This window comes from Streptomyces sp. NPDC055243, from assembly GCF_044544025.1.
Lineage (GTDB): Bacteria > Actinomycetota > Actinomycetes > Streptomycetales > Streptomycetaceae > Streptomyces.
On sequence record NZ_JBITWR010000003.1, the window covers coordinates 359865 to 378280 of the forward strand.

An 18416-nucleotide genomic window follows, 5' to 3' on the forward strand; every position below is an offset into this window, starting at 1 on the left:
GCCATGCGCACTCAACCCCTGCGCACCCCTTCGCGCCGCGCCCTGCTCGGCGCCGCGACCGCCGTCGCCGGTTCGGGAATCCTGGCGGCCTGCTCCGGTTCAGGTTCGGACTCCGGTCACGGCGGACACGGCGGCGGCTCCGGACCCAAGGGCTCTCCCGACGCTCCCAAGGGCTCTCCCGGCGCTCCCGAGGGCTATGTCGACCCCGCCGGCAAGGAAGTCGCCGCCGCGGAGAAGAAGCGAGCCGGCGACGGCACGGTCCGCGAGGTGAAGCTCACGGCCGCGGCCGCCAAGCTCGACCTCGGCGGCCGCACGGTCAGGACCTGGGCGTACGGCGACCAGCTGCCCGGCAAGGAAGTCCGCGTCACCGCGGGCGACACCCTCGCCCTCACGCTCGCCAACCACCTCCCCCAGGCCACGTCCCTGCACTGGCACGGCCTGGCCCTGCGCAACGACATGGACGGCGTCCCCGGTCTCACCCAGCAGGACATCAAGCCCGGCGCCGACTTCACCTACCGCTTCGCGGTGCCGCACCCGGGGACGTACTGGTTCCATCCCCACTCGGGCACGCAGCAGGACCGCGGTCTGTACGCACCACTGATCGTCGAGGACCCCAAGGAGCCCTTGCAGTACGACAAGGAGTGGGTCGTCGTCCTGGACGACTGGGTCGACGGGGTGGACGGCTCGACACCGGACGCCGTGCTCGCGCAGCTCCGCAGGGGCATGAGCGGCCACGACATGGGCGGCGGCGAGGGCGGCCACGACATGTCGAACATGTCGTCGGCCAGGGAAGCGTCACCCAAGCCCACCGGCCCCTCCCGCCTGATGACGGGCGCCAGGAGCGACCTGCTGGGCGGCGACGCGGGCGACGTGGCGTACCCCCACTATTTGATCAACGGCCGCACACCGAAGGACCCTTCCTCCTTCAAGGCCCGCCCCGGCGACCGCATCCGCCTGCGCATCATCAACGCGGGCGGCGACACGGCCTTCCGGGTGGCGCTCGGAGGCCACGAGATGACGGTGACGCACACGGACGGCTTCCCGGTGGAGCACGCGAAGACGGACGCGCTGCTGCTCGGCATGGGCGAGCGCTACGACGTCCTGGTCACCGCCGAGGACGGCGCGTTCCCGCTGACCGCGGCGGCCGAGGGCAAGAAGGCGACGGCCCTCGCGATCCTGCGCACGGGCGGCGGCGCGGCGCCCGCCCCCGCGACCCGCCCCAAGGAGCTGAAGGGCCGCCTCCTGACGGCGGACAAGCTGCGGGCGGCGGAGTCGGCCGCCCTGCCGGCCCGCAAACCGGACCGCACGATCAGGCTGCGCCTGACCGGCGGGATGGCGAAGTACGACTGGGCCTTCGACAAGAAGCCCTACTCCCCCGGTCAGCGCCACCCGGTCCGCGCGGGCGAACGCGTCCGGCTGGTCTTCGCCAACTCGACGACGATGTGGCACCCGGTCCACCTGCACGGCCACACGTTCGCCCTGGCGGACGCGGTGGGCGGCCCCCGCAAGGACACCGCGGTCATCCTGCCGAGCGGCTCCCTGACGGTGGACTTCGACGCCGACAACCCGGGCCTGTGGATGCTCCACTGCCACAACGTGTACCACTCGGAGGCAGGCATGATGACGGTCCTCGGCTACCGCCGCTGACCGGCGACCCGTGGGGCGCCCCCAGTGGGGCGCCCCACACCCGCCCTGAAGGGCATCGCGTCGCTTTGACGATTACACTGGGCCCCGTGCCTCAACTACGCCTCGCCCTGAATCAGATCGACTCGACGGTCGGCGATCTCGCCGGGAACGTCGAGGCGATCGTCCATTGGACCCGGCACTCCGCCGAGCAGGGAGCGCACCTCGTGGCGTTCCCCGAGATGGCGCTGACCGGCTATCCCGTCGAGGACCTCGCCCTGCGGTCGTCCTTCGTCGATGCCTCGCGGGAGGCGCTGCGCGCGCTCGCCGCGCGGCTGAACGACGAGGGGTACGGGGAGCTGCCGGTCGTCGTCGGCTATCTCGACCGCACCGAGGAGGCCAAGCCGAAGTACGGCCAGCCCGCGGGCGCCCCGCGGGACGCCGCCGCCGTGCTGCACCGCGGCGAGGCCGTCCTGACGTACTCCAAGCACCACCTGCCGAACTACGGCGTCTTCGACGAGTTCCGCTACTTCGTGCCGGGCGAGACCCTGCCGATCGTGCGCGTGCACGGCGTCGACGTCGCGCTCGCCATCTGCGAGGACCTCTGGCAGGACGGCGGCCGCGTGCCCGCGACGCGCACGGCGGGGGCGGGTCTCCTGCTCTCCATCAACGCCTCGCCGTACGAGCAGAACAAGGACGACGTACGCCTGGAGCTGGTGCGCAAGCGTGCGCAGGAGGCGGGCTGCACCACCGCCTACCTCGCCATGATCGGCGGCCAGGACGAGATCGTCTTCGACGGCGACTCGGTGGTCGTGGACCGGAACGGCGAAGTCATCGCGCGGGCGCCGCAGTTCGCGGAGGGCTGCGTGGTCCTCGATCTGGAGCTGCCCGCCGCCGCGCCCGAGCCGCCGTCGGGCATCGTGGACGACGGGCTGCGGATCGAGCACGTCACGCTCTCGGAGGCTCCCCTCGCCGCGTACGAGCCGGAGCTCACCGGTGGGTACGCCGAGCGGCTCGACGACGACGAAGAGGTGTACTCGGCGCTGGTCGTCGGGCTGCGTGCGTACGCCGCGAAGAACGGATTCAGCAGCGTCCTGATCGGCCTCTCCGGAGGCATCGACTCCGCGATCACCGCCGCGCTGGCCTGCGACGCGCTCGGCGCGCAGAACGTGTACGGCGTCGCCATGCCGTCGCGCTACTCCTCGGACCACTCCATCAGTGACGCGGAGGACCTGGCGCGGCGTACGGGGCTGAACTTCCGTACGGTGCCGATCGCCCCGATGTTCGACGCGTACATGGGGTCGCTCGGCCTGACCGGCCTCGCCGAGGAGAACCTCCAGTCGCGCCTGCGCGGCACGATGCTGATGGCCATCTCCAACCAGGAGGGCCACATCGTCCTGGCCCCGGGCAACAAGTCCGAGCTGGCGGTGGGCTATTCGACGCTCTACGGCGACTCGGTCGGGGCGTACGGGCCGATCAAGGACGTCTACAAGTCCCTGATCTTCCGGCTCGCCGAGTGGCGCAACCGCGCGGCCGTCGAACGCGGCCAGACGCCGCCGATCCCGGAGAACTCGATCACCAAGCCGCCGAGCGCGGAGCTGCGGCCCGACCAGGTGGACACGGACTCGCTGCCGGACTATCCCGTCCTCGACGCGATCCTGGAGATGTACGTCGACCGCGACCAGGGCGCGGACGCGATCGTCGCCGCCGGGTACGACCGGGAGCTCGTGATCAAGACGCTGCGGATGGTGGACACCGCCGAGTACAAGCGGCGCCAGTACCCGCCGGGCACGAAGATCTCCGCGAAGGGCTTCGGCAAGGACCGCCGGCTGCCGATCACCAATCGCTGGCGCGAGTCGGTCTGACGGTCACGGGTGGGTGGGCGGTCCAGCCGCCCACCCCCGTGTCACCCGGGGAAGAGCGCTACCGCCGGGACGTCTCCCGCAGCGGCTTCCCCGAAGCCACCAGCCGCTCACCGCCGACGGCGGCAGCGGGCGCACCCGCGGGCGACCGCAGGTCCACCAGGTACGCCACCCCGGCCACCCCGAGGCCGAGCACCGCGAGGGCCGCGCCCGTGACCGCCGGGGACGTGACCCCGAAGCCCGCGGCCAGCGCGAGGCCGCCGACCCACGCGCCGCCCGCGTTGGCGAGGTTGAACGCCGCCTGGTTGGCGGAGGAGGCCAGGGACGGGGCCGCGGACGCCTTCTCCATGACCATCAGCTGCAGGGGCGACCCGGTCGTGAACGCCGCCATGCCGAGCAGCGTCACCGCGAGCGCCGCGCTCCACGCCGTACCCATCAGGACCGGGAACAGGGCGAGGACCACGACGAGCGCCGTGAGCCCGCCGAAGAGCGTGCCCCGCAGGGAGTGGTCGGCGAGCCGGCCGCCGAGCAGGTTGCCCGCCGTGGCGCCGACACCGAACAGCGCGAGCAGCAACGTGACGCTGGATTCGGCGTAGCCCGCGGCATCGGTCAGCATCGGGGTCACGTAGCTGTACGCCGAGAAGAGCGCTCCGAAGCCCGCGACGGTCGTACCGAGCGCGAGCCAGACCGGCACGCTGCCGAGCGCCCTGATCTCCCCGCGCAGGCCGCCGCTCTCGCCGTGGCCGTGGTCGGCGGGGACGAGGAGGGCGAGCGCGGCGATCGCCACCAGGCCGATCGCGCTGACCGCGAGGAACGTCGCGCGCCAGCCGAGCTGCTGGCCCATGGCGGTGGCGACCGGGACGCCGACGATGTTGGCGACGGTCAGGCCGAGGAACATGAGCGAGACGGAGCGCGCCTTGCGCTCGGGGGCGACGAGCCCTGTGGCGACCACCGCGCCGACGCCGAAGAACGCGCCGTGCGGGAGGCCGCTGAGGAAGCGGGCGGCCATCAGCCAGTGGTAGTCGGGTGCCGCGGCCGACAGCGCGTTGCCCGCGACGAAGAGCACCATGAGGCCGATGAGGACCCGGCGGCGCGGCATGCGCGCGGTGACCGCGGCGAGCAGCGGGGCGCCGATGACGACGCCCAGGGCGTAGGCGGAGACGAGGTGTCCGGCGCTGGGGATGGATATGCCGAGGTCGTCGGCGACGTTGGGCAGCAGGCCCATCATCACGAACTCGGTCGTACCGATGCCGAAGGCGCCCACGGCTAGGGCGAGCAGGGCCAGGGGCATGAAGAACCTTCCGGGGGAGCGCATGAGGGATGGATGTTCCGTAAGTTTAAGTACGGAACAAAGTGTCTCAGGCTCAGTATTCCGCGAGGTCCAGAGCAGATGTGCCGCGCACCGAGAACAGCGGCCCCACAGACTAGCGCGCGCTAGCCGACGGGCGCGCGGCACAGCCCGCGCACCGGCGCGGGCAGTGCCCTACAGCCGTGCTCTACAGCTCGACGCGCGCCGCGATCGGCAGGTGGTCGCTGCCCGTCTCCGGCAGCGACCACGACGACAGCGGCTCGACGCCCTTCACCATGATCTGGTCGATCCGCGCCATCGGGAACGACGCGGGCCAGCTGAAGCCGAAGCCGTTGCCCGCCGCGCCCTGCGTGGAGCGCATCTGGGAGGTGACCGCGTTCAGGGCGCGGTCGTTCATCGTGCCGTTCAGGTCGCCGAGCAGCACGACCTTGGAGATCGGCTCGTCGGCGATGGCCTCGCCCAGCGCGTCCGCGCTCGCGTCACGCTGGTTGGCGGTGAAGCCCGCGTCCAGCTTGACCCGCACCGACGGCAGGTGCGCGACGTACACGGCGACCTCGCCCTTGGGGCTGTCGACCGTCGTCCGCATCGCGCGCGTCCAGCCCAGCTTGATGTCGACGGGCCGCGTGCCGGTCAGGGGGTACTTGCTCCACAGGCCGACCGTGCCCTGCACCGAGTGGTACTTGTACGTGCCGGCCAGCGCCTTCTCGTACGTCGGGACGGCGTCCGCCGTGAGCTCCTCCAGCGCCACGACGTCGGCGCCGGACGCGGCGACGTCACGGGCGGTGCCCGAGGGGTCGGCGTTCTCCGCGTTCACGTTGTGGGTGGCGACCGTCAGGTCGCCGCCGGCACCGGACTTGTCGGAGATCAGGCCGCCGAAGGAGCTGACCCAGATGACCGCGGGCAGCAGCACGGCGATCAGCGCGGTGGCGGACTTGCGCACGAACCCGATGACCAGCAGCACCGGGACGAGGAGGCCGAGCCAGGGCAGGAACGTCTCGATGAGGCTGCCGAGGTTGCCGACGCCGTTCGGGATCTGCGCGTGGAAGAGCATCACCAGGGCGAGCAGCACCGCGATCCCGGCCGTGACGAGGCCGCGCCTCCAGATGCCCCGGTCGCCGCGCCATCCGTCGACCAGGCGCCGGAGCCGGGACCCCTGGCGGTCAGGCCCCGAGCCGCCGTTGCCCGTTTCCGTCACATACGCCTGCGCCATACGCTCGTCGCCTCACTGGTGCCGTGCAACCGTCCTCGCCCCTGAAACCCTAGGCGATGATCGGGTGTCCTCCCCGCCGTCCGTGACGGCCGTACGGGACGAGGACGAGCGGGGCGGCGCGGCGGGTTCCGCATCTGTGCGCACAACGGGCCGCTGTGACGAAACGCGCACATTCACCCCGTGGGCCGCAGCCCCGCGAGCACGGCGTCCACGATCCGCTCCGCGAGGTCCTCGTCGAGCGGCGCGTCGGAGCGCAGGACGGTGCGCAGCAGCATGGGTCCGGCGATGAGGTCGTTGGCCAGCGCGACATCGACGTCCGGGCGCAGTTCGCCGTTCTCGATGCCGCGGCGCAGCACGCCGAGCATGACGCGGCGCTGCGGTTCGACGACCGTCGCCTGGTACGCCTCCCAGAGCTTCGGCAGGCTCTTCATCTGCGCGAAGACGTTGTGCAGGAGCGCGGAGGACCTCAGGGTCACGCCGCGTCTGCGCAAGTGGTCGAGGAGGGTGACGAGGTCGGCGCGCATGGATTCCCCGGACAGCTCGGGAGAGGGGTCCTCCATGAGGCGCAGGATGTCGACGAAGAGTTCTTCCTTGCCGCTCCAGCGGCGGTAGATGGTGGCCTTACCCACACCCGCCGTGCGCGCGATCCGCTCGATGGAGAGGTCGGCCAGGGGGACGCCGTCCTCGATCATCTTCAGGACGCCCTCGATGATCGACCGCTCCACGGCCTCGCTGCGGGGGCGCCCCCGGACGCCTTTGGCGATGTGGCCCACGTCAACTCCGTCTCTTGTCGTCCGCGCTCTGCCAGGCCGATTGTCCCTGCCCGGCCCGGCAGCCCCGTCGTGGCCCGCTCGAGTCAGCGTCCGGCGCCGACCGGATCCGCCTCCTTCGGTTCGGCCTCCGGCTCCTGGGGCGGGCGGCCCGGCAGGAACAGGGCGACGACCACGACGCCGATCAGGGCGACGCCCGCGCCGCAGAGGGCCGTGACGTGCATGGCGTGCAGGAAGGAGTCGTGGGCCGCGGTCACCAGGGGTTCGCCGCGCGGGCCGAGCTTCGCGGCGACGCCGAGGGTGGCCTCGATGGACTCCCCCGCGGTGTGCCGCACGTCGGCGGGGAGCAGGGTCAGCTTGTCCTCGACGCCGTTGCGGTAGGCCGCGGAGAGCACGGAGCCGAGCACCGCGATGCCCAGGGCGCCGCCGACCTGCCGGAAGGTGTTGCTCAGCGCGGAGGCGGAGCCCGCCTTCTCGCGGGGCAGCGCCTGCATGATGACGACGCTCGCGGGCGTCATGATGTGCGCCATGCCGGTGCCCATCAGGAAGAAGATGACCTCCAGGATCCAGATCGGCGTGTCGGCTTCGAGCGTGGTGAAGGCGGCGAGCATCGCGGCGAGCAGCAGCAGCCCGCCCGTGCACACGGCGCGCACCCCGAAGCGGTCGACGACGAGCCGGGCGCGCGGCGCGAAGATGAGCTGCGCGGCGGCGAGCGGCAGCATCAGCAGGCCGGTCTGCAGCGGCGAGTAGCCGCGCACGCTCTGCGTGTAGAAGACCGCGAAGAAGGTCACGCCCATCAGCGCGAAGAAGACGAGCGCGAGGGAGCTGATCGCCGCCGAGAAGACGCGGTTCCTGAAGTACGAGATGTCGATGGACGGGTGGTCGCTGCGCTTCTCGTACAGCACGAATCCGACGAGTACGGCGATGCCCGCGACGATCGTCGCCAGGGCCGCGGGGTCGGTGAAGTCGGCGAGCTGGCCGCCCTTGATGATGCCGTAGACGAGCAGGACCAGGCCGACGATGGACAGGGCCACGCCCGCCAGGTCGATGCGGCCGGGCTTGGGGTCGCGCGACTCGGGGACGAGCCAGATCATCAGGCCGATGGCGACGATCACGATCGGCACGTTCACCAGGAAGACCGAGCCCCACCAGAAGTGGTCCAGGAGTATGCCGCCGGTGATGGGCCCGATCGCGATGGCGAGGCCGACGCCGCCCGCCCAGATGCCGATGGCCTTGGGCTGCTCCTCGCGCTCGAAGACGTTCATCAGGACGGCGAGGGTGGCGGGCATCACGAAGGCGGCGCCGAGGCCCATCACCGCGCGGAACAGGATGAGTTGGACGGGCGATCCGGACTCGGCGGCGAGTGCGGAGCCGATGCCGAAGACGGCGAGGCCCAGGATCAGCATCTTCTTGCGGCCGAGCCGGTCGCCGAGCAGGCCTGCCGTGAAGAGGAGTCCGGCGAAGACCAGGGTGTAGGAGTTGATGGCCCATTCCAGGTCGCCCTGGGTGGCGCCCAGGCCGGTGGGCTCGGGGGTCGAGATCGTCTTGATGGCGACGTTCAGGATCGAGTTGTCGAGCACCACGATCAGCAGGCTCAGCATCAGGACGCCGAGGATCGCCCAACGGCGCCGGTGGACGGCTTCCGGTATGCGTGGGGTGGTGACGGCGGGAGTAGTCATGGCTTCCACCCTAGAGCCATTTCGATACGAGACCGTCTCGTATTGTAAAGACTTTACCGAAGGGTCCACTAGCCGCCGGGCGGCACGCGATGCCACCATGGAGGTGATCCGGGGACGCCGTCAGGGCGCCTCGAGATAAGAGAAGGAGCCGTTGCGATGACGCAACTTTCGGCTGCCCAGAACCAGCCTGCGGGGTCCGCCGCGAGCCAGTCCACCGACAGCAGCAAGGCGCTGTACGGAGGCAAGAGCACCCGGCGCATCACCGTGCGGGACATCGCCGCCGCCAAGGAGCGGGGCGAGAAGTGGCCCATGCTCACCGCGTACGACGCGATGACCGCGTCCGTCTTCGACGAGTCCGGCATCCCCGTGATGCTGGTCGGCGACTCGGCGGGCAACTGCCACCTCGGGTACGAGACGACCGTGCCCGTCACCCTCGACGAGATGACCATGCTGTCCGCGGCCGTCGTACGGGGCACGTCGCGCGCCCTGATCGTCGGCGATCTGCCCTTCGGGTCGTACCAGGAAGGCCCCGTCCAGGCCCTTCGCTCGGCGACGCGTCTGGTCAAGGAGGCCGGGGTCGGCGCGGTGAAGCTGGAGGGCGGCGAACGCTCGCTCCCCCAGACCGAGCTGATCGTCTCCTCCGGCATCCCCGTCATGTCCCACCTCGGCCTCACGCCGCAGTCCGTGAACACGATGGGCTACCGCGTGCAGGGCCGCGGCGACGAGGCGGCGCACCGTCTCCTGAGCGATGCGAAGGCCGCGCAGGACGCGGGAGCGTTCGCGGTGGTCCTGGAGCTGGTCCCCGCGGAGCTGGCGGCCGAGGTCACCCGCTCCCTGCACATCCCGACGGTCGGGATCGGCGCGGGCGCGGGCTGCGACGCGCAGGTCCTGGTCTGGACGGACATGCTGGGCCTGACCGGCGGCAAGATGCCGCGCTTCGTGAAGCAGTACGCGGATCTGCGGGGCGTGATGAGCGGCGCGGCCAAGGCGTTCGCGGAAGACGTGGTGGGCGGCACGTTCCCCGCCGCGGAGCACTCGGTCCACTAGAGCCACAGCGGCACCACCGGCAGCCCGTCGATTTCCCCCGTCGACGGGCTGTCCGCTTTTTCCTCGCCGGGGGGGGCGTGGGGGGCGAGGTCCTGCTCCTGTCGTCGGCTCTGGCTCCGGCCGGCTGCGGGTCTTCCTGTCCGCCGCTTCGCGGCGATGTCTCCCACCCACCCACCCGTTACCCCGGGGTAACGGGTGGGTGGGAGAGATCCGCCGCGGAGCGGGCGGGAGGGGGAGCGGGTCCGCCGCGACGGGAAGCGAGCGGTCGAAGCCGCCCCGCAGGGGGCCGCCCCCGGGGGCGGGAAGGCACCGCATCCGGCCCACCGCCCAGGTGTAGGCGCTCTGTCGGTGGTTTGTCGGTGGCGGCTGACAGTCTTGCGGCATGAAGCGAATCGACAACACCCCCGGCGGCGCCGGAAGCGCCGTCACCGTGAGGGGACTGGTCAAGCACTACGGCGAGACCAAAGCACTGGACGGCGTTGACCTCGACGTACGCGAGGGCACCGTCCTCGGCGTGCTCGGCCCGAACGGCGCCGGCAAGACCACCCTCGTACGCTGCCTCTCCACCCTCGTCGTCCCGGACTCCGGCTCCGCCTTCGTGGCCGGTTACGACGTCGTCAGGCAGCCCCGCCAGCTCCGCCGGGTCATAGGCCTGACCGGGCAGTACGCATCCGTGGACGAGAAGCTCTCCGGGCGCGAGAACCTCTACATGATCGGACGGCTCCTGGACCTCTCCCGCAAGGAGGCCAGGTCGAGGGCCGACGCCCTGCTGGAGCGGTTCTCCCTCACCGAGGCGGCCAACCGCCCCGCCAAGACGTACTCCGGCGGCATGCGCCGCCGCCTCGACCTCGCGGCGTCGATGATCGGCAGCCCCTCCGTCCTCTACCTGGACGAGCCCACCACCGGCCTCGACCCCCGCACCCGCAACGAGGTGTGGGCCGAGGTCAAGCGCATGGTCGGCGACGGCGTCACCGTGCTGCTCACCACCCAGTACATGGAGGAGGCCGAGCAGCTCGCCTCCGAGCTGACGGTCATCGACCGCGGCAAGGTCATCGCCAACGGCGGCATCGACGAGCTGAAGGCGAAGGTCGGCGGCCGCACCCTGCGCATCCGCCCGGCCGACCCGCTGGAGCTGCGCCCGCTGGCCGGCGCGCTCGACGGCATGGGCCTGACCGGCCTCGCCAGCTCGACCGTGGACGCCGAGTCCGGCACGGTCCTGGTGCCGATCCTCAGCGACGAGCAGCTCACCGCCGTGGTCGGCGCGGTCACCGCGCGCGGCATCACGATCGGCTCGATCGCCACCGAACTGCCCAGCCTGGACGAGGTGTTCCTCTCCATCACCGGCCAGAAGGCCAGCGCCCCGCAGGACGTCCGCCCCGAACTCGAGGAGGTTGCCGTATGAGCAGCACCACTCTCACGCCGCCCCTCCACCAGGGAGAGGCCGACGCCCGCATCGGGCTCCGCGACCACGTGCGCCACACCAGCGCCCTGGTCCGCCGCAATCTGCTCTGGATCCGCCAGGACCCGGAGTCGATGCTCGACGCGATCCTGATGCCGATCATCTTCACGCTCCTGTTCGTGTACGTCTTCGGCGGCTCCATCGGCCAGGCGCTCGGCGGCGGTCAGGACCAGTACGTGCAGTACGTGGTGCCGGGCATGATGGCGATGATGAGCATGAACATCGCCATGGCCGTCGGCACCGGCTTCAACCAGGACTTCCAGAACGGCATCATGGACCGCTTCCGCACCCTGCCGATCGGCCAGGGTTCGGTGCTCTTCGCCAAGATCGTGGTGGAGCTGATGCGGATGCTCGTCGCGACGGCGGTCATGATGGTCGTCGGTGTCCTGGTGGGCTTCGACATCACCAACTGGGGCGGCCTGTTCGCCGCCGTGGGCCTGTCCGCCCTCTTCGGCTCGGCCATCATGTGGATCTTCCTGGTCCTCGGCGTCTCGCTGAAGAGCGCCCAGTCCGTGCAGGCGATGGGCTTCCTGGTCCTGATGCCGCTGCAGTTCGGCTCGTCGATCTTCGCGCCGACACAGTCGATGCCCGGCTGGCTCCAGGCGTTCACCGACTACAACCCGCTGTCCTCGCTCGCGGACTCCGCGCGCGGCCTGATGGTGGGCGGCCCGGTCGCGCACGACATCTGGGTGACGGTCGGCTGGTCGGTGGTGCTCACGGTGGTGATGGCACCGGTCGCGATCCACAAGTTCCGCACGAAGAGCTGACCGCGGACCCGCTAGACGTCGTTGATGTGCCTGTCGCAGAGGGCGGCGGCCTCCTCCACGGAGAGGCTGCCGCCTTCCGCGTACGCGGCTTCGTACGCGGCGTCACCCAGGGCCCCGCGCGCCGACTCCACGGCGGCGGTGTGGATCTCGCGCTCCGCGGCGGGGGCGATGTGACCGGGCGGCAGCTCACGGCGGGCGACGGCGATCAGCCGCGCGGCGTCGTGGGCGTGCCGGCCGCCGTCGAGCGCGGCCAGGGCTCGGGCGGCGACGGTGAGGTGCACGGAGGTCATCTGCGGCGCCATCATCTTGGTCAGCGGGTCGAGGGACGTGTCGAGCGCGGCGCGCGCCGTGACCAGGCCCTCGGCGTGACGGCCGTCCACGGTGTCGAGCCAGGCCTCGGCGCCCAGCATGAAACCCTCGAAGATGACGAACTCGACGGCCTTGAACTCCTCCCGCAGGAGCTGGAGTTGCTCGCGCGCCTCGGCGGTGCGGCCCGTGCGGCCGAGCAGGTCGACGAGGAAGAAGCGGGCGGCGGGCATGGACTCGCTCGAACCCTTGCCGTCGTGCTCCATGACCGACCAGAGCAGTTCCTCGCCCCGGGCCACTTCGCCCGCCTCGGCCAGGACCGCCCCGAGCCGGGCGGTGAGCACGTTCACCTGCGCGGGGGCGCCGAGCCGCTCCGCGTGCTCGATGGCGGCGCCGAAGTCCTCGGCGGCGAGGGTGTACCTGCCGCGCCGCTCATGGGCCTCGCCGCGCGAGGAGAGCGCCTCGGCCATGCCCCACACGTCGCCGAGCCGGGTGAAGATCTCCAGGGACTCGTCGGCGTCACGGCGGGCGTCACCGGCCCAGTCGGCCCGGTTGGCGCGGATGTTGGCGCGCTGCTGCAAGGACGCGGCGAGCTCCCAGTCGTAGCCCCGCTCGCGGCAGGTGGCGATGGTCGCGTCGATGATGGCGTACAGCTGGTCGATGTTCCCGTCGAGCAGCACCGCGAAGAACCACAGGCTCCCCGGCGACCAGCAGGTCTGCGGAAGGCCCGGCCGGTACGCCTCCCGGATGCCCGCCAGTTTCTCCAGGGCCTCGGGGGTCTGCCACGCCTCCAGGTTCATGTCCATGCAGGAGAGCTGGATGAGGTGGACGCCGCGCCGCGCCTCTTCGAGCACCTCGGGGCGCATCGGCGGCGGGCTGTCCGTGCAGCGTTCGTAGAGCGGTTCCACCGGGGTGACGGGGCGCTCGAAGGGATCGGGTCCCAGGGCGACGACGTCACGGGACCAGTTGCGGATCTCGATGCGCAGGTCGCGGATCGTCCAGAACCAGGAGAGCGAGAGGACCAGGCAGAGCGCCTCCTGCTCGTCCCGGGCGGCGACCGCGTGCCGCAGCGCGGTGCGCAGGTTCTCGTACTCGACCTCGAGGCCTTCGACGGCTTCCCGCTGGCCGCCGCCGCGCAGCCGCGGTTCGGTGAGCCGGGCGAACTCCCGGAAGTACACCAGGTGGGCCCGTTCGGCGACGCTCCGGTCACCTGCCTCGTCGAGCCGTTCCCCCGCGTACTCGCCCACGGTCTCCAGGAGGCGGTAGCGCATGCCGCCCTGCGGCGAAGGGGCGGCGACGACAAGGGACTTGTCGACGAGGGAGCCGAGCACGTCGGCGACGTCGAGCGGCCGCGGCCCCGCGCCGTCACCGGCCGTGGCACTCGCGGCGGGCGCCCCGCACACCGCTTCGGCGGCGGCCAGGTCGCAGCCGCCCGCGAAGACGGAGAGGCGGCGCAGGACGGTGCGCTCGGCGGTGTCCAGGAGGTCCCAGGACCAGTCGACCACCGCGCGCAGGGTCTGCTGGCGCGGCAGGACCGTGCGGGCGCCGCTCGTCAGGAGCCGGAAGCGGTCGTCGAGGCGGTCGGCGATCTGCCGGGTGGTGAGCATGCGCAGGCGGGCCGCGGCCAGCTCGATGGCCAGCGGCAGGCCGTCCAGGCGGCGGCAGATCTCGGCCGCCGCCGACCGGTCGTCCTCGATGCGGAAGCCCGGCCGCGCCGCCGCGCCCCGGTCCGCGAGCAGACGCAGCGCGATCGGCTCGGGCAGCGGCTCCACGGGGTGCAGCAACTCCCCCGGAACGCCCAGGGGTTCGCGGCTCGTGGCCAGGACCGTGAGGCCGGGGCAGTGCGCGAGCAGGCGGTCGGCGAGGCGGGCCGCGGCGTCGACGACGTGCTCGCAGTTGTCGAGGATCAGGAGCATGCGGCGCTGCGCGCAGTGCTCGGTGAGGCGTACGACGGGGTCGTCGCCGTGCCACTCCGACGCCGCGCGCAGCTCTTCGGCGCCCGCGCCGCGCAGCACCGTCTCGCGGGCGCCGAGCGCGGTGAGGACCGCCTCCGGCACCGCGTCCGGGTCCTCGACCGGCGCGAGTTCGGCCAGCCACACGCCGTCGGGCACGCCGCCGGCGTAGGCCTCCGCGGCCTCCTGGGAGAGCCGCGTCTTGCCGGCGCCGCCGGGCCCGAGCAGCGTGACGAGGCGGGCCCGCGCCAGGTCCCCCCGGATCGCCTCGATGTCGCTCTCGCGGCCGACGAAGGAGGTGAGCCTGGCCCGCAGGTTGCCCTGCGGTCTCTCCGGCGGGCGGACCGGCGTGGCGGGCGGGCGCGGGGAGTGCGGGGTCTGTCCGTGCAGCAACTCCTCGTGGAGGGTGCGGAGTTCGGGTCCCGGGTCGGCGCCGATGCGGTCCGCGATGAGGCGGCGTACTCCGTCGTAGGCGGCGAGCGCCTGCGCGGGGCGGCCCGCGTCGCGCAGCGCCCGCAGCCGCAGGGCCTGCAGCGGCTCGTCGAGGGGGTGGCCGTCGCACAGGGCGGCGAGCTCGGGCAGCACCTGCTCGGCCCTGCCGAGGGCGAGCGCGGCGGCCAGAGCGGCCCGGCGGGCCTCCAGGCGGCGGGCCTCCCAGCGGGCCGCCTCCGCGGTGCGGTCCGGGAGGTCGGCGAGCGGAGGTCCCTGCCAGAGGGCCAGCGCGTCGTCGAGGATCGCCGCGGCCTTGGCCGCGTCGCCGTCGGCCAGGGCGTTCGTGCCTTCGCCCGCGAGGCGGTCGAAGCGGTACAGGTCGATGTCGTCCGGTGCGGCGCGCAGCCGGTAGCCGCCGTCGGCCGAGGCGATCGCCTCGGCGCCGATGGCCCGGCGCAGGCGGCCCACCAGGGCCTGCAGCGCGCCGGACGTGTCCGCGGGCGGGTCGCCGCCCCACACCTCGTCGACGAGTGCGGCGGCCGGGACGGGCCGGGGCACGCGCAGGGCGAGGACCGTCAGGAGTGCGCGCAGCCTTGAGCCGCCGACGGCGATGGCCGTGCCGTCGGCGTGGAATGCCTGGGTGGTGCCGAGAATGCGATAGCGCACGGGGTCCATTGTCTCCGGTGGGGGTGAGGGGCGGTGCAGGCCGCTGCGCGGGGCTCCGGCGCACGGCCGGTCACCGGCTTCGCCGAGTCGTCCTCGGACGCCGGACGGCCTGCACGTCAGTCTGTCAGCGGCGCGGGAGCCCCCTGTTCATCCGCCTTCCGCCGGCACCTCGGGGCACTCCTCCACCGGGCGCAGCCACTGGCTGCCACGCCACCTCGTCCCCCACGGCGAACGGCCTCCCGCGGCATTCCATCCGCCGGTCGTCGTACATCACGTTCCACAGCGCCATGCCCCCACCCTCCCTGGAACTCCCCACCGAGTGCGAGACGTTTTCGCCGTACGCCGGGGTACGGTCCCGTACGACAACCGGCCCGCCAGATCCAGGAGCCCCGCCCCATGACCACCGCTCCCACCCGACGCAGCGACCGGCGGATCAGCCCCGTCTTCCTGGGGATCGCCGCCGTCACCGCGGTTTCCGGCTGGGCCACCTGGACGGGATTCGCGGACAATCCCGGCCTCGCCGTCTTCCTCTTCGTGACGGCTGCCTGGATCGTCTCGCTCTGTCTGCACGAGTACGCCCACGCGCGCACCGCCCTGCACAGCGGCGACATCTCCATCGGCGCGAAGGGCTATCTGACCCTCAACCCGCTCAAGTACACGCACGCGCTGCTCAGCATCGTGCTCCCGGTGCTCTTCGTGATCATGGGTGGCATCGGCCTGCCCGGCGGCGCCGTCTTCATCGAGCGGGGCCGCATCCGGGGCAAGTGGAAGCACAGCCTGATCTCGGCCGCGGGGCCGCTCACGAACGTGCTCTTCGCGATCGTGTGCACCGCGCCCTTCTGGCTCGACGCGCTCTCCGGCGTCCCGGACACCTTCCGGTTCGCGCTCGCCTTCCTGGCCATGCTCCAGGTGACGGCCGCGATCCTGAACTCGCTGCCCATCCCGGGGCTGGACGGCTACGGCGTGATCGAGCCCTGGCTCTCGCACAAGATCCGCCGCCAGGTGGAGCCGTTCGCGCCGTTCGGCCTGCTCGCCGTCTTCGGCATCCTGTGGATCCCGGAGGTCAACGGCGCCTTCTTCGACGCGATCGACGCGATCCTGCGCGGTCTTGGCGTGTACGACCTGGAGACGTACTGCGGCCGGGACTTCTACCGCTTCTGGGACGGCGACCCGAGCCAGTACTGCACGCTCAGCCCGTAGCGGCGCGCGACGCGTCCCGCTCGGCCTTCGCGCGGCGCAGGTAGTACCACGCCATGTTCGACGAGAGCCCGGCGAGCAGCACCCAGACGACGCCGATCCAGTAGCCCTGGACGAAGGAGACCACGGCCGCGACGACGGCGAGGGCGCAGACCGTGAGGGCGTAGAGAGCGAGGCGGGGCATGGGGGTCGGCTCCTGTCGGGGGTAGGTCCGGGTGCTGAGCGGCCGGTCGCGGGAAGCGGCGTCCGCCCACCAGTGTCCCCCATGCCCGCTACGCCCTAGACGTCGGTCACGCGCAGCCCCGCGTGCGCCTTGTACCGCCGGTTCACGGAGATCAGGTTGGCCACGAGGGACTCCACCTGGTGCGCGTTGCGCAGGCGCCCCGCGAAGACGCCCCGCATGCCGGGGATCCGCGCGGCGAGCGCCTGGACGATGTCCGTGTCGGCGCGGGCCTCGCCCAGGACCATCACGTCGGTGTCGATCTCCTCGACGGCCGGGTCCTGGAGCAGGACGGCCGACAGGTGGTGGAAGGCGGCCGTGACGCGGGAGTCCGGCAGCAGGGCGGCGGCCTGCTCGGCGGCGCTGCCCTCCTCGGGCTTCAGGGCGTAGGCGCCCTTCTTGTCGAAGCCGAGCGGGTTCACGCAGTCGACGACGAGCTTGCCGCTCAGCTCCTCGCGCAGCGCCTGAAGGGTCTTGCCGTGCCCGTCCCACGGCACGGCGACGATCACGATGTCGCTGCGCCGCGCGCACTCCGCGTTCTCGGCGCCCTCGACGCCGAGGCCGAGCTCGTCGGCGGCGGTCTGCGCCCGCTCGGCCGCGCGGGAGCCGATGATCACCTTCTGGCCCGCGCGGGCCAGCCGGTAGGCGAGGCCGCGGCCCTGGTCCCCGGTGCCGCCGAGTACGCCGACGACGAGCCCGGAGACGTCGGGCAGCTCCCAGGGATCCTTGGCCGGAGGCTTCTGCACACTGTCGTTAGAGGTCATGCAGCCGACCTTACTCACCGCACGGACGGCGCCCCACCGGCGCCCGATTCAGGCCAGCGCGGCCACCGGTATCCGCCGGAACGTGATGGTCTCGTACGCGCTGAAGTCACCCGTCTCGTAGAGGAGTCCGACGGTCGCGTCGTCGACGCGTACGAGATCGGAGTACGCGGCGGGCAGCCCGTCCACGGTGTACGCGTCCTGCCACGTGGTGCCGCCGTCGCGGCTGCGGCGCACCGTCATCAGGGCGCGGAAGCCGGGGTCGGCGGGCCCGGAGAACAGCAGCACGTCCGGCGTACGCAGCTGCAGAACGCTGCATTCGACGACGGGACCGACGAGCCCGGCCTGCGGCCGGAAGGGCTTGACGAGGCGCCGGCCGCCGTCGACGGAGTGGGCGTCGGCGCGGGTGCCGGGGGCCGGGGAGTCGTTGCGGGTGTTGAAGTAGAGCCGCCCGTCGGGGAGTTCGGCCGCGGTGGTCTCGTTCACGTTCACATAGCCGTTGGTGTTGTCGTCGATGTAGCCGATGCGCCAGGTCTGGCCGAGGTCGTCGCTGAGCAGGCAGTGCCCGCCGTTGTACTTGCCCTCGGTGCCGTTGTCCGTGCCGGTCGGCGGCAGGGAGTGGTTGGCGGGCACGACGACCCGGCCCGTGCTCATCTGCAGCGCGTGGCCGGGAGTGGTCGCGTACCACCGCCAGTTCGCCTTCTTGACCTGGCCGGTGATCTCCCGGGGAGCCGACCAGGTCAGCCCGTCGTCGTCGCTGTGCTGCACCCAGATCCGCCGTCCGTTCGCCGCGGAGACCGTGCCGCGGCGGATGGCGTCCTCGGTCGCCAAGGCGGCGTTGCGGACGTGGACGAGGAGGATGCGGCCGGTGTCGAGGACGACGGGGGCGGGGTTGCCCGCGAGGTGGACGCCGTTCTGGGCGACGACCTGGAGCGGCCCCCAGGTCCGGCCGCCGTCACCGGACCGCTTCAGCACCACGTCGATGTTGCCGAAGTCCTCCTGCGAGCCGACCCTCCCCTCGCAGAAGGCGAGCAGGGAACCGGAGCCGGTGACCACGACGGCCGGGATGCGGAAGCTCGCGTAGCCCTCGCGTCCGGCGCGGAAGGGAACAGTTGTCTCATCAGCCATCCCCGGTCCGTCCCCACCCCGGGCGAAT

Annotated in this window: 15 protein-coding genes; 6 read left to right on the forward strand and 9 right to left on the reverse strand. The window is 72.0% G+C overall.

Going from position 1 to position 18416, the window contains the following annotated elements:
• The first annotated feature begins 3 nt into the window (after positions 1–3).
• Positions 4–1647 carry a multicopper oxidase family protein gene (locus ACIGXX_RS11450; RefSeq protein ID WP_399974824.1) on the forward strand — a complete coding sequence of 548 codons (1644 nt, stop codon included), beginning with the start codon at positions 4–6 and terminating at the stop codon, positions 1645–1647.
• An 86-nt stretch (positions 1648–1733) separates the two neighbouring features.
• On the forward strand, positions 1734–3488 hold the full coding sequence (locus ACIGXX_RS11455; RefSeq protein ID WP_399974827.1) for an NAD+ synthase: 1755 nt from the start codon (positions 1734–1736) through the stop codon (positions 3486–3488).
• Positions 3489–3546: 58 nt separating this feature from the next.
• On the opposite strand, the gene ACIGXX_RS11460 is transcribed toward ACIGXX_RS11455, so the two are convergent.
• The 4 genes from ACIGXX_RS11460 to ACIGXX_RS11475 form a co-directional block, all read right to left on the reverse strand.
• Complete coding sequence (locus tag ACIGXX_RS11460) at positions 3547–4776, reverse strand: MFS transporter (RefSeq protein ID WP_361462962.1); 1230 nt, start codon at positions 4774–4776, stop codon at positions 3547–3549.
• 205 nt (positions 4777–4981) lie between these two features.
• Positions 4982–6004 carry an endonuclease/exonuclease/phosphatase family protein gene (locus ACIGXX_RS11465; protein ID WP_399974830.1) on the reverse strand — a complete coding sequence of 341 codons (1023 nt, stop codon included), beginning with the start codon at positions 6002–6004 and terminating at the stop codon, positions 4982–4984.
• Positions 6005–6177: 173 nt separating this feature from the next.
• Entirely contained in the window at positions 6178–6777 is a 600-nt protein-coding gene (locus ACIGXX_RS11470; protein ID WP_351159713.1) for a TetR/AcrR family transcriptional regulator, read from the reverse strand.
• 83 nt (positions 6778–6860) lie between these two features.
• A complete protein-coding gene (locus ACIGXX_RS11475) occupies positions 6861–8453 on the reverse strand; it encodes an MFS transporter (protein WP_351159716.1) in 1593 nt (530 codons plus the stop codon).
• A 156-nt stretch (positions 8454–8609) separates the two neighbouring features.
• Here ACIGXX_RS11475 and panB point away from each other — a divergent pair, with 156 nt between their 5' ends.
• From panB to ACIGXX_RS11490, 3 genes are all read left to right on the forward strand, one after another.
• The gene (gene panB / locus ACIGXX_RS11480; protein WP_351159718.1) at positions 8610–9500 is read left to right on the forward strand and encodes a 3-methyl-2-oxobutanoate hydroxymethyltransferase; all 891 of its coding nucleotides are present in this window, start codon (positions 8610–8612) and stop codon (positions 9498–9500) included.
• A gap of 382 nt (positions 9501–9882) precedes the next feature.
• Entirely contained in the window at positions 9883–10902 is a 1020-nt protein-coding gene (locus ACIGXX_RS11485; RefSeq protein ID WP_351159721.1) for an ATP-binding cassette domain-containing protein, read from the forward strand.
• Positions 10899–11726 carry an ABC transporter permease gene (locus tag ACIGXX_RS11490; protein WP_351159724.1) on the forward strand — a complete coding sequence of 276 codons (828 nt, stop codon included), beginning with the start codon at positions 10899–10901 and terminating at the stop codon, positions 11724–11726. The genes ACIGXX_RS11485 and ACIGXX_RS11490 overlap by 4 nt, the downstream gene beginning before the upstream one ends.
• An 11-nt stretch (positions 11727–11737) precedes the next feature.
• Here the strand turns inward: ACIGXX_RS11490 and ACIGXX_RS11495 are convergent, their stop codons facing one another.
• The gene (locus ACIGXX_RS11495; RefSeq protein ID WP_351159727.1) at positions 11738–15091 is read right to left on the reverse strand and encodes a BTAD domain-containing putative transcriptional regulator; all 3354 of its coding nucleotides are present in this window, start codon (positions 15089–15091) and stop codon (positions 11738–11740) included.
• A gap of 115 nt (positions 15092–15206) precedes the next feature.
• Entirely contained in the window at positions 15207–15371 is a 165-nt protein-coding gene (locus tag ACIGXX_RS11500) for a DUF6578 domain-containing protein (RefSeq protein ID WP_351159729.1), read from the reverse strand.
• Between the two features lie 107 nt (positions 15372–15478).
• Between ACIGXX_RS11500 and ACIGXX_RS11505 the strand changes: the two genes are divergently transcribed.
• On the forward strand, positions 15479–16282 hold the full coding sequence (locus ACIGXX_RS11505) for a site-2 protease family protein (protein WP_366462694.1): 804 nt from the start codon (positions 15479–15481) through the stop codon (positions 16280–16282).
• Here ACIGXX_RS11505 and ACIGXX_RS11510 read toward each other — a convergent pair.
• The 3 genes from ACIGXX_RS11510 to ACIGXX_RS11520 form a co-directional block, all read right to left on the reverse strand.
• Positions 16272–16463 (reverse strand): hypothetical protein, encoded by a 192-nt coding sequence (locus tag ACIGXX_RS11510; protein WP_351159733.1) that lies wholly within the window; start codon positions 16461–16463, stop codon positions 16272–16274. The two genes, ACIGXX_RS11505 and ACIGXX_RS11510, sit on opposite strands and share 11 nt — an antisense overlap.
• Positions 16464–16558: 95 nt before the next feature.
• Complete coding sequence (gene npdG, locus ACIGXX_RS11515; RefSeq protein WP_366462695.1) at positions 16559–17263, reverse strand: NADPH-dependent F420 reductase; 705 nt, start codon at positions 17261–17263, stop codon at positions 16559–16561.
• 48 nt (positions 17264–17311) lie between these two features.
• The gene (locus ACIGXX_RS11520; RefSeq protein ID WP_351159738.1) at positions 17312–18388 is read right to left on the reverse strand and encodes a sialidase family protein; all 1077 of its coding nucleotides are present in this window, start codon (positions 18386–18388) and stop codon (positions 17312–17314) included.
• Between the last annotated feature and the right edge of the window lie 28 nt (positions 18389–18416).